The sequence below is a fragment of the Curtobacterium sp. NPDC086286 genome, from assembly GCF_044746255.1.
In the GTDB taxonomy this organism is placed as follows: Bacteria; Actinomycetota; Actinomycetes; order Actinomycetales; family Microbacteriaceae; genus Curtobacterium.
In genome coordinates this window covers 61,365-75,477 of the sequence record NZ_JBIVBW010000003.1, presented here as the reverse complement: position 1 = coordinate 75,477, position 14,113 = coordinate 61,365, and the positions used below count along the sequence as shown (strand labels likewise).

General features: G+C 67.8%; 7 protein-coding genes. 6 read left to right on the top strand and 1 reads right to left on the bottom strand.

From position 1 onward, the window contains the following. Positions 1 to 207: 207 nt before the first annotated feature. Positions 208 to 3,696: a DNA-directed RNA polymerase subunit beta gene (gene rpoB / locus ACIPKM_RS06120; RefSeq protein WP_070417662.1), complete on the top strand. Its 3,489-nt coding sequence runs from the start codon at positions 208 to 210 to the stop codon at positions 3,694 to 3,696. A 42-nt stretch (positions 3,697 to 3,738) separates the two neighbouring features. Continuing rightward, a complete protein-coding gene (gene rpoC, locus ACIPKM_RS06115) occupies positions 3,739 to 7,620 on the top strand; it encodes a DNA-directed RNA polymerase subunit beta' (protein WP_070417663.1) in 3,882 nt (1,293 codons plus the stop codon). A 70-nt stretch (positions 7,621 to 7,690) separates the two neighbouring features. Here the strand turns inward: rpoC and ACIPKM_RS06110 are convergent, their stop codons facing one another. Next, positions 7,691 to 8,086 carry a VOC family protein gene (locus tag ACIPKM_RS06110; RefSeq protein ID WP_071302477.1) on the bottom strand — a complete coding sequence of 132 codons (396 nt, stop codon included), beginning with the start codon at positions 8,084 to 8,086 and terminating at the stop codon, positions 7,691 to 7,693. A 79-nt stretch (positions 8,087 to 8,165) separates the two neighbouring features. Here ACIPKM_RS06110 and ACIPKM_RS06105 point away from each other — a divergent pair, with 79 nt between their 5' ends. The 4 genes from ACIPKM_RS06105 (at position 8,166) to ACIPKM_RS06090 (ending at position 13,977) form a co-directional block, all read left to right on the top strand. Next, positions 8,166 to 9,188 carry a GNAT family N-acetyltransferase gene (locus ACIPKM_RS06105; protein ID WP_071295201.1) on the top strand — a complete coding sequence of 341 codons (1,023 nt, stop codon included), beginning with the start codon at positions 8,166 to 8,168 and terminating at the stop codon, positions 9,186 to 9,188. Positions 9,189 to 9,396: 208 nt separating this feature from the next. Beyond that, entirely contained in the window at positions 9,397 to 11,067 is a 1,671-nt protein-coding gene (locus ACIPKM_RS06100) for a GspE/PulE family protein (protein ID WP_070417667.1), read from the top strand. 16 nt (positions 11,068 to 11,083) lie between these two features. Further along, complete coding sequence (locus ACIPKM_RS06095; RefSeq protein ID WP_402736368.1) at positions 11,084 to 12,754, top strand: PilT/PilU family type 4a pilus ATPase; 1,671 nt, start codon at positions 11,084 to 11,086, stop codon at positions 12,752 to 12,754. Further along, positions 12,754 to 13,977, top strand: coding sequence for a type II secretion system F family protein (locus ACIPKM_RS06090; RefSeq protein ID WP_083295163.1), 1,224 nt, complete (start codon positions 12,754 to 12,756; stop codon positions 13,975 to 13,977). The genes ACIPKM_RS06095 and ACIPKM_RS06090 overlap by 1 nt, the downstream gene beginning before the upstream one ends. The last annotated feature ends 136 nt before the right edge of the window (positions 13,978 to 14,113 follow it).

The window sequence follows — 14,113 nt, the reverse complement described above, 5'->3', positions numbered from 1 at the left end:
GACGCAGCGTTCTTCCAGAACGTGCCCTGGTGGTGCCGGTCCCGTATATGTCGGCGGGTCCCGTCCACCCAGATCATCGCACACGTGCACAGCTCACCGGCCGTCGCGTGATCGCGTGTCTTCGAGGGGTGCGCTGAAGCGTCAATCCACTCACCTACGTGCTGCTCGTCAGTACCGGCCCGACGGGGCCTACCGGAGGTCAAACCCTTGGCTGCTGCGCCCAACGCATCCACCAACCCCAAGAACGGTCGCAACCACTCGCGACTCTCGTTCGCCAAGATCACGGACACCCTCACGGTTCCTGATCTGCTCGCACTCCAGACGGAGAGCTTCGACTGGCTCGTCGGCAACGACGTCTGGAAGGCCCGCCTCGCCGAAGGCCAGGAGCAGGGTCGCACCGACCTCGCACTGCACTCCGGGCTCGAGGAGATCTTCGAGGAGATCTCCCCGATCGAGGACCTCGGCGAGACCATGCAGCTCGGCTTCACGTCGCCCGAGCTCGAGGACCCGAAGTACTCGATCGACGAGTGCAAGGAGCGTGGCAAGACCTACGCCGCCCCGCTCTACGTCAACGCCGAGTTCATGAACCACATGACCGGTGAGATCAAGACGCAGACCGTCTTCATGGGCGACTTCCCGCTCATGACCGAGCGCGGCACGTTCATCATCAACGGCACCGAGCGTGTCGTGGTCTCGCAGCTCGTCCGCTCGCCGGGCGTGTACTTCGAGCGCCAGCAGGAGAAGACCTCCGACAAGGACATCTACTCCGCCCGCGTGATCCCGTCGCGTGGTGCCTGGCTCGAGTTCGAGATCGACAAGCGCGACCAGGTGGGCGTGCGCATCGACCGCAAGCGCAAGCAGTCGGTCACCGTGTTCCTCAAGGCGCTCGGCATGACGAGCGAAGAGATCATGGACGAGTTCCAGGGCTTCGCCTCGATCGAGTCGACCCTCGAGAAGGACGCCATCCTCACCAAGGAAGAGGCGCTCAAGGACATCTACCGCAAGCTGCGTCCGGGCGAGCAGGTCGCCGCCGAGGCCGCGCGTGCGCTCCTCGACAACTTCTACTTCAACCCGAAGCGCTACGACCTCGCGAAGGTCGGCCGCTACAAGGTCAACCGCAAGCTCGGCATCGACGCGCCGCTCAGCGACTCGGTCCTGACCGTGCAGGACATCGTCCGCACGATCAAGTACCTGGTCTCGCTGCACGCCGAGAAGACCACGCTCGACGGTGTCCGTGACGGCGAGCCGGTGCAGCTGCGCCTCGACGTGGACGACATCGACCACTTCGGCAACCGTCGCATCCGCGCCGTCGGCGAGCTCATCCAGAACCAGGTCCGCACCGGTCTGTCCCGCATGGAGCGCGTCGTCCGCGAGCGCATGACCACGCAGGACATCGAGGCGATCACGCCGCAGACCCTGATCAACGTGCGCCCCGTCGTCGCCGCGATCAAGGAGTTCTTCGGGACGTCCCAGCTGTCGCAGTTCATGGACCAGAACAACCCGCTCGCGGGCCTGACGCACAAGCGTCGCCTCTCGGCCCTCGGCCCGGGTGGTCTGTCCCGTGAGCGTGCCGGCGTCGAGGTCCGTGACGTCCACCCGTCGCACTACGGCCGCATGTGCCCGATCGAGACCCCGGAAGGCCCGAACATCGGCCTGATCGGCTCGCTCGCGTCGTTCGGTCGGATCAACTCCTTCGGCTTCATCGAGACGCCGTACCGTCGCGTCGTGAACGGTCAGGTCACCACGACCATCGACTACCTCACGGCCTCGGAAGAGGACGACTTCGTCGTCGCGCAGGCGAACGCCCCGCTCACCGACTCCTTCCACTTCCAGGACGACAAGGTGCTCGTCCGGAAGAAGGGCGGCGAGGTCGAGCTCGTCGGCAAGGACGAGGTCGACTACATGGACGTCTCCCCGCGCCAGATGGTGTCGGTCGCGACGTCGCTCATCCCGTTCCTCGAGCACGACGACGCGAACCGCGCCCTCATGGGTGCGAACATGCAGCGTCAGGCTGTCCCGCTGCTCCGCTCCGAGTCGCCGCTCGTCGGCACCGGCATGGAGGGCTACACCGCCATCGACGCCGGCGACGTCGTCACCGCCGACAAGGCCGGTGTCGTCTCCGAGGTCTCGGCCGACGCCGTGACCCTGCAGCTCGACGAGGGCGGCACGCAGACCTACTACCTGCGCAAGTTCGACCGCTCGAACCAGGGCACGAGCTACAACCACCGCGTGGTCGTCTCGGCCGGTGAGCGTGTGGAGCAGGGCGAGGTGATCGCCGACGGTCCCGCGACGGAGAACGGCGAGCTCGCGCTCGGCAAGAACCTCCTCGTCGCGTTCATGCCGTGGGAGGGCTACAACTACGAGGACGCGATGATCCTGTCGCAGAACCTCGTGAAGGACGACACGCTCTCCTCGATCCACATCGAGGAGTACGAGGTCGACGCCCGCGACACGAAGCTCGGCAAGGAAGAGATCACCCGCGACCTCCCGAACGTCAGCCCGGACCTCCTGGCCGACCTCGACGAGCGCGGCATCATCCGCATCGGTGCCGAGGTCCGCCCCGGCGACATCCTGGTCGGCAAGGTCACGCCGAAGGGCGAGACCGAGCTCAGCGCCGAAGAGCGCCTCCTCCGCGCCATCTTCAACGAGAAGTCGCGCGAAGTCCGCGACACCTCGCTCAAGGTGCCCCACGGTGAAGAGGGCACGATCATCGGCGTCAAGGTGTTCGACTCGCAGGACGGCGACGACGAGCTCGGCTCGGGCGTCAACCAGCGCGTGGTCGTGTACATCGCCCAGAAGCGCAAGATCACCGCGGGCGACAAGCTCGCCGGTCGTCACGGCAACAAGGGCGTCATCTCGACCATCCTCCCGGTCGAGGACATGCCGTTCCTCGCCGACGGCACCCCCGTCGACATCGTGCTCAACCCGCTCGGCGTCCCCGGCCGCATGAACTTCGGCCAGGTCCTCGAGATCCACCTCGGGTGGCTCGCGAAGCAGGGCTGGAACGTCGAGGGCATCCAGGAGTGGGCTTCTGCCCTCCCCGAGGCAGCCCGCAGCGCAGAGCCCGGCACGAAGGTCGCCACCCCGGTGTTCGACGGTGCCTACGAGCGCGAGATCGAGGGCCTCCTCGACTCGACCCTCCCGAACCGCGACGGCGAGCGCCTGATCGGTTCGTCCGGCAAGGCGCAGCTCTTCGACGGTCGCTCCGGCGAGCCGTTCCCGGAGCCCGTGTCGGTCGGCTACATGTACATCCTCAAGCTGCACCACCTGGTCGACGACAAGATCCACGCCCGTTCGACCGGTCCGTACTCGATGATCACGCAGCAGCCGCTGGGTGGTAAGGCGCAGTTCGGTGGACAGCGCTTCGGCGAGATGGAGGTGTGGGCGCTCGAGGCGTACGGCGCCGCCTACGCCCTCCAGGAGCTCCTGACGATCAAGTCCGACGACATCCTCGGCCGCGTGAAGGTCTACGAGGCGATCGTCAAGGGCGAGAACATCCAGGAGCCGGGTATCCCGGAGTCGTTCAAGGTCCTCATGAAGGAGATGCAGTCGCTCTGCCTGAACGTCGAGGTCCTCTCGGCCGACGGCCAGGCGGTCAGCCTCCGCGACACGGACGACGAGGTCTTCCGTGCCGCTGAAGAGCTCGGCATCAACATCTCCTCGCGGTTCGAGTCGTCGTCCGTCGACGACATCTGATCCCGCCCGTACTCGTAACGAATCCAGCTAGAGAGAAGAACATTGCTCGAAGCAACTTCATTTGACGCACTGCGGATCGGTCTCGCCACGGCCGAGGACATCCGCCAGTGGTCGTACGGCGAGGTCAAGAAGCCGGAGACCATCAACTACCGCACCCTCAAGCCCGAGAAGGACGGTCTGTTCGGCGAGCAGATCTTCGGTCCGTCCCGCGACTGGGAGTGCGCCTGCGGCAAGTACAAGCGTGTCCGGTTCAAGGGCATCGTCTGCGAGCGCTGCGGCGTCGAGGTCACCAAGTCCTCGGTCCGCCGTGAGCGCATGGGCCACATCGAGCTCGCCGCGCCCGTCACGCACATCTGGTACTTCAAGGGCGTCCCGTCGCGCCTCGGTTACCTCCTCGACATGGCGCCGAAGGACCTCGAGAAGGTCATCTACTTCGCGGCGTACATGATCATCGACATCGATGAAGAGGGCCGTCACGCCGACATGCCGGGTCTCGAGAACGAGATGCGCCTCGAGATCAAGAACCTCGAGGGGCAGCGCGACTCGATCATCGCCGACCGCCTCAAGAAGCTCGAGGACGACCTCGCAGCGCTCGAGGAAGAGGGCGCCAAGGCCGACGTCAAGCGCCGCACCAAGGACACCGCCGAGAAGGAGATGTCCCAGGTCCGCAAGTCGTTCGACGAGGACATCACCCGCCTCGAGCGCGTGTGGGAGGACTTCCGCAACCTCAAGGTGGGCGACCTCAAGCCCGAGGACGCCGTCTTCCACGAGCTCCAGGACCGCTTCGGGATCTACTTCGACGCCTACATGGGCGCCGAGGCGATCAAGCTGCGGCTCGAGGCGTTCGACCTGGCCGCCGAGGCCGAGGCGCTGCGCCTGCAGATCGCCGAGGGCAAGGGCCAGAAGAAGATCCGCGCGATCAAGCGTCTGCGCGTCGTCAGCTCCTTCCTCGCCACCGGCAACTCGCCGGCCGCGATGGTGCTCGACGTCGTGCCGGTCATCCCGCCGGAGCTGCGCCCGATGGTGCAGCTCGACGGTGGCCGCTTCGCCACGAGTGACCTCAACGACCTCTACCGTCGTGTGATCAACCGCAACAACCGTCTCCGCCGCCTGCTCGACCTCGGTGCCCCCGAGATCATCGTGAACAACGAGAAGCGCATGCTGCAGGAAGCGGTCGACGCGCTGTTCGACAACGGTCGTCGTGGTCGTCCGGTCACGGGTACCGGCAACCGCGCCCTCAAGTCCCTGAGCGACATGCTCAAGGGCAAGCAGGGTCGTTTCCGCCAGAACCTGCTCGGCAAGCGCGTCGACTACTCGGGCCGTTCGGTCATCATCGTCGGCCCGCAGCTGAAGCTCCACCAGTGCGGTCTGCCCAAGCAGATGGCGCTCGAGCTCTTCAAGCCGTTCGTGATCAAGCGCCTGATCGACCTGTCGCACGCGCAGAACATCAAGTCGGCCAAGCGCATGGTCGAGCGTTCGCGTCCGCAGGTGTGGGACGTGCTCGAGGAGATCATCCGCGAGCGCCCCGTGCTGCTGAACCGTGCGCCGACGCTGCACCGTCTGGGCATCCAGGCGTTCGAGCCGCAGCTCGTCGAGGGCAAGGCCATCCAGCTCCACCCGCTCGTGTGTGCTGCGTTCAACGCGGACTTCGACGGTGACCAGATGGCAGTGCACCTGCCGCTGTCGGTCGAGGCCCAGGCCGAGGCCCGCATCCTGATGCTCGCCTCGAACAACATCCTGAAGCCGTCCGACGGCCGTCCGGTGACCCTGCCCGCACAGGACATGATCATCGGTCTGCACCACCTCACGACCGTCCGCGAGGGCGCCGTGGGTGAAGGCCGTGCGTTCTCCTCCGTCGCCGAGGCCATCCTCGCGAAGGACCAGGGCACGCTGCACCTCAACGCGCTCGTGAAGATCCGCATGGCGGACGTCCACTTCGCCGAGGGTGAAGCTCCCGAGGGCTACGAGCAGGGCGACACCGTGCTGCTCGAGACGACCCTGGGCCGTGCGCTCTTCAACGAGACCCTCCCGGCGAACTACCCGTTCGTCCAGAAGGTCACCGACAAGGGCGTGCTCTCCGCGATCGTCAACGACCTCGCCGAGCGCTACTCCAAGACCGAGACGGCCGCCGCGCTCGACCGGATCAAGGACGCGGGCTTCTACTGGGGCACGCGCTCCGGTGTGACCGTGGCGCTCTCCGACGTCGTGACGCCTCCTCGCAAGAAGGAGATCATCGCGGGCTACGAGGTCCAGGCCGCCAAGGTGCAGGGCGAGTTCGACAAGGGTCTGATCACCGACGCCGAGCGTCGCGCCGACCTGATCAAGATCTGGACCGAGGCCACGAACGAGATCGCGCAGGAGATGCGCGACAACTTCCCGGTCGACAACACCATCAACCGCATGGTGTCGTCCGGTGCTCGTGGTAACTGGCTCCAGGTCCGCAACATCGCCGGTATGCGCGGTCTGGTGAACAACCCGAAGGGCGAGATCATCGCCCGCCCGATCATCAACTCGTACCGCGAGGGCCTGACCGTGGCGGAGTACTTCATCGCCACGCACGGTGCTCGCAAGGGTCTTGCCGACACCGCGCTCCGTACCGCGGACTCCGGGTACCTCACCCGTCGTCTCGTGGACGTCTCGCAGGACGTCATCATCCGCGAGGACGACTGCGGCACGACTCGGGGCCTCGAGCTCCCGATCGCGACCGTGGGCGCCGACGGCAAGCTCGTGCGCGACCCGCGCGTCGAGAACACCGTGTACTCCCGCACCCTGGCCACCCCGGCCGTGGACGCGAAGGGCACGGTCGTCGCCGAGGCCGGCGAGGACGTCGGTGACGTCCTCATCGACAAGCTGCTCGCGGCCGGTGTCGAGAGCATCAAGGTGCGCTCGGTCCTGACCTGCGAGTCGAGCGTCGGTGTCTGCGCGAAGTGCTACGGCCGTTCGCTCGCCACGGGCAACCTCGTCGACATCGGCGAGGCGGTCGGCATCATCGCCGCCCAGTCCATCGGTGAGCCCGGTACCCAGCTGACGATGCGTACCTTCCACACGGGTGGTTCGGCCTCGGCCGACGACATCACCCAGGGTCTGCCGCGTGTCACGGAGCTCTTCGAGGCGCGTACCCCGAAGGGCGCGTCCCCGATCGCCGAGGCCCCCGGCCGCGCCACGATCGAGGACACCGACAAGGGTCGTCGCATCATCCTCACGCCGGACAACGGTGACGAGCCGTTCATCTACCCGGTGCTGAAGCGTGCGACGCTCCTCATCGAGGACGGCCAGCACGTCGAGCTCGGCGAGCAGTTCATCGCCGGCACCGTCGACCCGAAGGAAGTCCTCCGCGTCAAGGGTGTCCGTGAGGTCCAGAAGCACCTCGTCAACGGTGTGCAGGACGTGTACGGCTCGCAGGGCGTGCCGATCCACGACAAGCACATCGAGGTCATCGTGCGCCAGATGCTCCGCAAGGTCACCGTCGTCGACCACGGCGACACCGACCTGCTCCCGGGCGAGCTCGTGGACCGTTCGCGGTACAACGAGCTCAACCGTGCGGCGCTGCAGGAGGGTCGCAAGACCGCTTCCGCTCGCCAGGAGGTCATGGGCATCACGAAGGCGTCCCTCGCGACCGAGTCGTGGCTGTCCGCCGCGTCCTTCCAGGAGACCACCCGCGTGCTCACGCAGGCGGCCATGGAGGGCAAGCAGGACCACCTCGTCGGCCTCAAGGAGAACGTCATCATCGGTAAGCTCATCCCCGCCGGGACGGGCCTCAGCCGGTACCGCGACGTGGACGTGAACGCGACGGAAGAAGCGAAGGCGGAGCGGTACCCGAACCGCATCTTCGCGGACGACTCGTCGTTCTCGGACGCCGACCTGAGCTTCGTCGACTTCGACAGCTTCTCGTCGGACGACTTCACGCCGGGCACCTACAACTGAGCCTGAGCTCCACCGGAACGGCCCCCGCATCCTCGGATGCGGGGGCCGTTCCCGTTGGTGGCGTGACGGCTCAGACCGCGCGGTCCGCCCCGTTGTCGCGTCCGGAGCCCCGGCCGGTCTCGTCGACGAGGGAGAACAGGCTCAGGACGTTGCCGTCGGGATCGCGGACGTCGAACCAGTCGACGGCTCCGTCGACGCACTCGACCGGGCCGATGTCGATCCCGAGTGCGCCGATGCGTGCGTGCTGGGCGGCGACGTCGTCGACGCCGAAGCGGACGCTCACGCGGTTCTCCTCGGCGTCGGCGTCCTCGTAGAGCTGGATCCAGATGCCGCCGACCTCGTACTCGGCGATGCCCTCGTCGGGCTCGAGGTCCGGTTCGGCACGTTCGAACACGGCGCCGTACCAGAGGCAGGACGCCTCGATGTCGGTGACGGGCAGCCCCACGGTCACGCTCGTGATGTCCATGACTCATCATGTCCCGGAGCAGGGCTGCACGTCGAGCACTTTCCGCCGTCGCGCCCGTGACCGCTGGCAGGCTGGGCGGATGGCAACGCTGCGCGAACGGATCACCGCCCCGGCCCACCTCGAGCTCCCGGTCCCGATCGCCGGGCTGACCTTCCGGTCTGCGACCCGGGACGACCTGGCGGCCGTGCACGCCCTCGCCGTGGCGGCTGCCGCGGTGGACGACCCACACGCTCGTCCCTCCACAGCGAGCCTGGAGCGGACGTTCTCCACCGAAGGGCTCGACCTCGCTCGGGACACCCTCGTCGGCGTCGATGCTGATGGGCATGTGCAGGCGTACGGCATCGTCATCGACGTCCCCTCTCGCGTCACCGCTGCTCGCGTGGTGCTCGAGGGGGCGGTCCATCCCGCGCTGCGCGGCCGGGGGATCGGCCGTCGTGTGCTCGCGTGGCTCATCGGGCGCGCGCGGCAGCGACTCGCCGCGCTCGACCTCGACCTGCCGGCGACGATCGAGGTCGGCGCCGCGCAGGGGACCGGTGCGCTCCGTCTGGCGGCCCACTTCGAGTTTGAGCCGGTCCGCCACTGGGTCGACATGCAGGTCGTGCTCGGCGACCGCGCCGAGATCGTGGTCCCGCCGGTGCCGGACGGGTACGTCGTGCGTGCGACGAGGTCCGACGACATCGAGCCGCTGCGGATCGCGAAGAACGACGCCTTCCGCGACCACTGGGGATCGCAACCGATGGTCGAGTCCGACTGGCGCGGGTTCCTCACCGCGGCGACGGCCCGGCTCGACCTCGGCCGGGTCGTCGTCGACCCCTCGGGCCGGATCGTGGCGTTCGCACTCGTCGAGGTGGATCCGGACGGCTTCGCCGCTCGCGGCCGGTCGTTCGGGTACGTGCACTGGGTCGGTGTCGTGCGGGCGGCACGAGGGACGGGACTCGCGCCGATCGTCCTCGACGCCGCGCTGCAGGGGATGCGTGCCGAGGGGCTGTCCGCCGCGGTCCTGCACGTCGACGCCGAGAACCCGACCGGCGCCGGACGCATCTACGAGCGGCTCGGGTTCGTCCCGGGGCCGGTGCACGTCACCGCGTCGACGACCCTCTGACGGGGGTCGTCGCGGCCCTCGGCGCGCACGCCGTCGGCGGTGTCGATACCCGCGGGTACCCCTGCACTGGGGCCACCGAACACCCCCTCGCCCCCTCGTTGTGGGACTGCGGTGGCCGTTCCGTGCGGACGTAGCGTGGTCGGGCGTCGAACCCCTGCGGCGCTCGTCCCCACGAACCGCGCGCGACCCGAAGGAGGCTCCGCAGCTCATGGCCACGCTGTCCGAGATCCTCATCCTCAACGGAGCCCTGCCGATCGAGCACCTCGACTCGATGACCGGCGACGAGGAGATCGACGACCGTTCGATCCGCTCGCTCGTCGACCAGGGCCTCGTCAGCGAGGCGCAGTACATCACCGCGCGCGCTGCGTCGAACAACTCCAAGACCGTCCCGCTGACGGACTACCCGGTCGACGGCACCGCGGTGTCGATGCTGCCGGCGGCCCTCTGCCGTCGGCACGGCGTGCTCGGCGTCGGGTTCGAGGGCGACGTCCTCGTCCTCGCGATGGTGAACCCGACGAACGTGCTGGCGATCGACGACGCCCGGACCGCTTCCGGACGCCCCGTGAAGCCGCTGCAGGTCGACGAGCGCGACCTCGCCGCAGCACTCGACCGCTACCTGCGTGCCGACGACGAGCTGAACGACCTGACCTCCTCGCTCGAGGAAGAGGCATCGGCGCAGACCCAGCAGCAGGTCGACCTCACCGACGGCGCGCTCGACGACGTCCCGATCGTCCGGTTCGTCAACCTGCTCGTGTCCCAGGCCATCCAGGACCACGCGTCGGACATCCACATCGAGCCCGGCGAGCACGAGGTCCGGGTGCGCTACCGCATCGACGGCGTGCTCCACGAGATGGCCCCGGCGCCGAAGAACATCCAGAACGGCGTCATCAGCCGGCTCAAGATCATGAGCGACATCGACATCGCCGAGCGTCGGAAGCCGCAGGACGGCCGCATGTCGGTGCGCCACGGTGGCCGGCAGATCGACCTCCGCGTCGCGACGCTCCCCACCGTGTGGGGCGAGAAGGTCGTCATGCGGATCCTCGACAACACGAACACGTCGATGTCCCTCAAGGACCTCAACCTGCTCGAGCAGAACTTCCAGGCGTACCAGCGCTCCTACTCGAAGCCGTACGGCATGATCCTCGTCACCGGTCCCACCGGGTCCGGCAAGTCGACGACGCTCTACACGACCCTCAACGCGGTCGCTCGTCCCGAGATCAACGTCATCACCGTCGAGGACCCGGTCGAGTACCGGATGGCCGGCATCAACCAGGTGCAGGTCAACCCGAAGGCCGGACTCACGTTCGCGTCGGCCCTGCGGTCGATCCTCCGGTCCGACCCCGACGTCGTGCTCCTCGGCGAGATCCGCGACCACGAGACCGCGCAGATCGCGATCGAGGCCTCGCTCACCGGCCACCTCGTGCTGTCCACGCTGCACACGAACGACGCCCCGTCGGCCGTCACGCGACTGACGGAGATGGACATCGAGCCGTTCCTCGTCGGGTCCGCACTCGACTCCGTGGTCGCCCAGCGTCTGGCACGACGGCTCTGCGACCGCTGCAAGGCCCCGGCGCAGTACACGCCGGCGCAGCTCGTGGCGCTCGGCTTCGTGGGCACCGAGGACGCCGCCGTGCCGGAGTTCTTCGGCCCGGTCGGCTGCGCCGTCTGCTCGAACACCGGGTACCGCGGCCGCATCGCCCTGCACGAGGTCATGACCGTGACCGAGGAGATCGAGCGCCTCGCCGTCTCGCGTGCCTCGAGCGCCGAGATCGGCCGCGTCGCCCAGCAGCAGGGCATGCTCACCCTCCGCCAGGACGGGTGGGAGAAGGTCAAGCTCGGCATGACGAGCATCGACGAGATCCTGCGCGTGGTCGCGTAGGCGTGGGAGTGGAACGATGACCGATTCCGTCTACGACATCTCCGTGCCCGGCGACGAGCCGGTCGCGGGGTGGCACCCGGGCCGTCCCGGCCACGAGGTCGGTGGTCGCCGCGCCGCCCGGCTCGCGGCCGCAGCGGCGCAGCAGCCGACGTCGCCGGCCGTGGAGGCGCAGATCGCCCCCGCCTCGGCCGCGCCGGTCTACGACCTGTCGGGTGACACCGCCTGGCCGGCTCCGGCTGCGCCCGTCGCCGGTGCCGCCGCGCCCTCCGCGAACGTCCCGAGCGGGTCCTGGCCGGCGCCGTCCGGCGACCCCGTCGCCGTGCCGGTCGCGCAGCCGCACGCCCGCCCCGCGACGCCGTCCGCAGCCGTCCCGCCGTCGACCGCGTCCTACGGCTACGCCGACGCGGTGACCCAGCACCTGCCGGTCGTGCCTGCGGAACCGACCACGATCCTCCCGACCGTCGCCCACGTCGCGGCCACCCACGTGCCCGCGCCCGCCGGCCACGACGAGATCAACTTCACCCGCCACGCGCGTGAGGTCGCCGACCCCGACCTCATCACCGCGCTCGCCCAGGTCGTCTACCAGGGTGCGTCGGACCTCCACCTCACCGCGGACGCGGCGCCGACCGTGCGCGTCGACGGATCCCTGCGACCGGCGGTCCCCGGTGGGCCGTGGGCGCGGAACAAGGTGATCGCCGCCCTCAAGACCCTGCTCTCGGTGGAGCAGGCCGGGCAGTTCGACCACGAGCAGGAACTCGACTTCGCGTACTCGCTGTCGCCCGAGTACCGCTTCCGCGTGAACTACTACCAGCAGCGCGGGAACTGGGGCGCGGCCTTCCGCATCATCCCGACCAAGATCAAGACCCTCAAGCAGCTCGGCATCCCCGAGCACGTGGGGGAGTTCGCCAAGCTGCCGCGCGGACTCGTGCTCGTGACCGGGCCGACCGGTTCCGGCAAGTCGACCACGCTCGCCGCGCTCATCGACCTCGTCAACGAGACCCGGGCCGACCACATCGTGACGGTCGAGGACCCGATCGAGTTCATGCACGACCACAAGAAGGCGATCATCAACCAGCGCGAGGTCGGGGCCGACACGCACTCGTTCGCCGCTGCCCTGAAGCACGTGCTGCGCCAGGACCCGGACGTCATCCTGATCGGCGAGCTCCGCGACCTCGAGACGATCTCCGTCGCCCTCACCGCGGCCGAGACCGGTCACCTCGTGTTCGCCACCCTGCACACCCAAAGCGCTCCCGGCACGATCGACCGCGTCATCGACGTCTTCCCGCCGCACCAGCAGGGGCAGATCCGGACGCAGCTCGCCTCGACGCTCGAGGGTGTCGTCTGCCAGACGCTCGTGCCGAAGGCCAACGGTGCCGGCCGGGTCGTCGCCACCGAGATCATGAGGACCACCCCGGCCATCGGGAACCTCGTGCGCGAGGGCAAGACGTACCAGATCACCTCCGCCATGCAGGCCGGGCGTGACATGGGGATGCACACGATGGACCAGGACCTCGCCGAGCTCGTCAACGTCGGCACCGTCACGCGGGCTGCCGCGATGGAGAAGGTGCACGACCACGAGGGCTTCGACCGGCTCGTGCAGCGCGTCGAGTCCCCGTCCGACTCCTCGGCCGCCGCGATCGCCGCGTCCGAGATCGACTTCGGCGACAAGTACTCAGGAGGCCACTGATGTCGCTCGCCTACGACTACCGGGGGCGCGACGGCGCCGGGAAGCTCGTCAAGGGACGGCTCGACGCGTCCTCCGAAGGAGCGGTCGTCCAGCGTCTGCGGGGCATGGGCGTCTCGCCGATCGCCATCACCGAGGCGAAGCCCGGCACCGGGTTGCAGACCGAGATCAAGATCCCGGGGTTCGAGAAGGGTGTGGGGCTCAAGGACCTGGCGATCATGTCGCGTCAGGCGTCGACCATGCTGACGTCGGGGCTCTCGCTGCTCCGCGCGCTGTCGATCCTCGCCGACCAGACGGAGAACAAGAAGCTCAAGGTGATCCTCGGCAAGGTCCGGGACGACGTCGAGCGCGGTGTCTCCTTCTCCGACGCCGTGGCGAAGTACCCGGTCGACTTCCCGCCGATCATGATCAACATGATCCGGGCGGGTGAGACCGGCGGCTTCCTCGACCAGGCGATGGACTCCATCGCGACGAACTTCGAGAAGGAGCACAAGCTCCGGTCGACCATCAAGTCGGCGATGACCTACCCGGTCGTCGTGCTGGTGATGTCGCTGCTCGCGGTCGTCATCATGCTCATCTTCATCGTGCCGATCTTCCAGGACATGTTCTCGAGCCTCGGCGGGCAGCTGCCGGTGCCGACGCAGATCCTCGTGACGATGTCCCACGCGATGCGGTGGCTCGGACCCGTGCTGGCCGTCGCGGTCGTCGTCGGGTGGCTCTGGTTCCGCGCCAACAAGAACACCGATCGCTTCCGCGCCGTCCGTGACCCACTGATGATGCGTCTGCCGGTGTTCGGCCCGCTGACGAAGAAGATCGTCATCGCACGGTTCGCACGCAATTTCTCGAACATGATCGGGGCCGGCGTCCCCATTCTGCAGGCATTGCAGATCGTCGGTGAAGTCTCGAACAACTTCGTCGTGCAGAAAGCACTCGAACGGGTTGCGGAAAGCGTTCGGAAAGGTGAATCGATTTCCGCACCGCTCGCAAACGAGAAAGTATTCCCGAGCATGGTCTCGCAGATGATGGCGGTCGGTGAGGACGCGGGTTCGCTCGAGGTCATGCTCGAGAAGATCGCGATCTTCTACGATGCCGAGGTCGAGGCGACCACAGAATCCCTGACCGCCCTCATCGAGCCGTTGCTCATCGCGTTCCTGGGTGTGGTGGTCGGCGGGATGATCGTGGCGCTCTACCTGCCGATCTTCCAGATCACGTCGCTCGTCAAGTAGGAGCGGCTTTTCGCTACCCCTCGTGCGGGGGAGGAAGTACCCCCACTGCCCCCGGGAGTGGGGGTATTTCGTTCCCCACTTGCCCCCCGTTCTCGGGATTCCGCCCGGAATTGGCCCTGAATACTCTTGTCAGCGG

Coding starts and splice junctions, on each gene's coding strand:
- ACIPKM_RS06110 (WP_071302477.1), bottom strand. CDS start 8,086: ATGGACATCACGAGCGTGACCGTGGGGCTGCCCGTCACCGACATCGAG.
- ACIPKM_RS06105 (WP_071295201.1), top strand. CDS start 8,166: ATGGCAACGCTGCGCGAACGGATCACCGCCCCGGCCCACCTCGAGCTC.
- ACIPKM_RS06100 (WP_070417667.1), top strand. CDS start 9,397: ATGGCCACGCTGTCCGAGATCCTCATCCTCAACGGAGCCCTGCCGATC.
- ACIPKM_RS06095 (WP_402736368.1), top strand. CDS start 11,084: ATGACCGATTCCGTCTACGACATCTCCGTGCCCGGCGACGAGCCGGTC.
- ACIPKM_RS06090 (WP_083295163.1), top strand. CDS start 12,754: ATGTCGCTCGCCTACGACTACCGGGGGCGCGACGGCGCCGGGAAGCTC.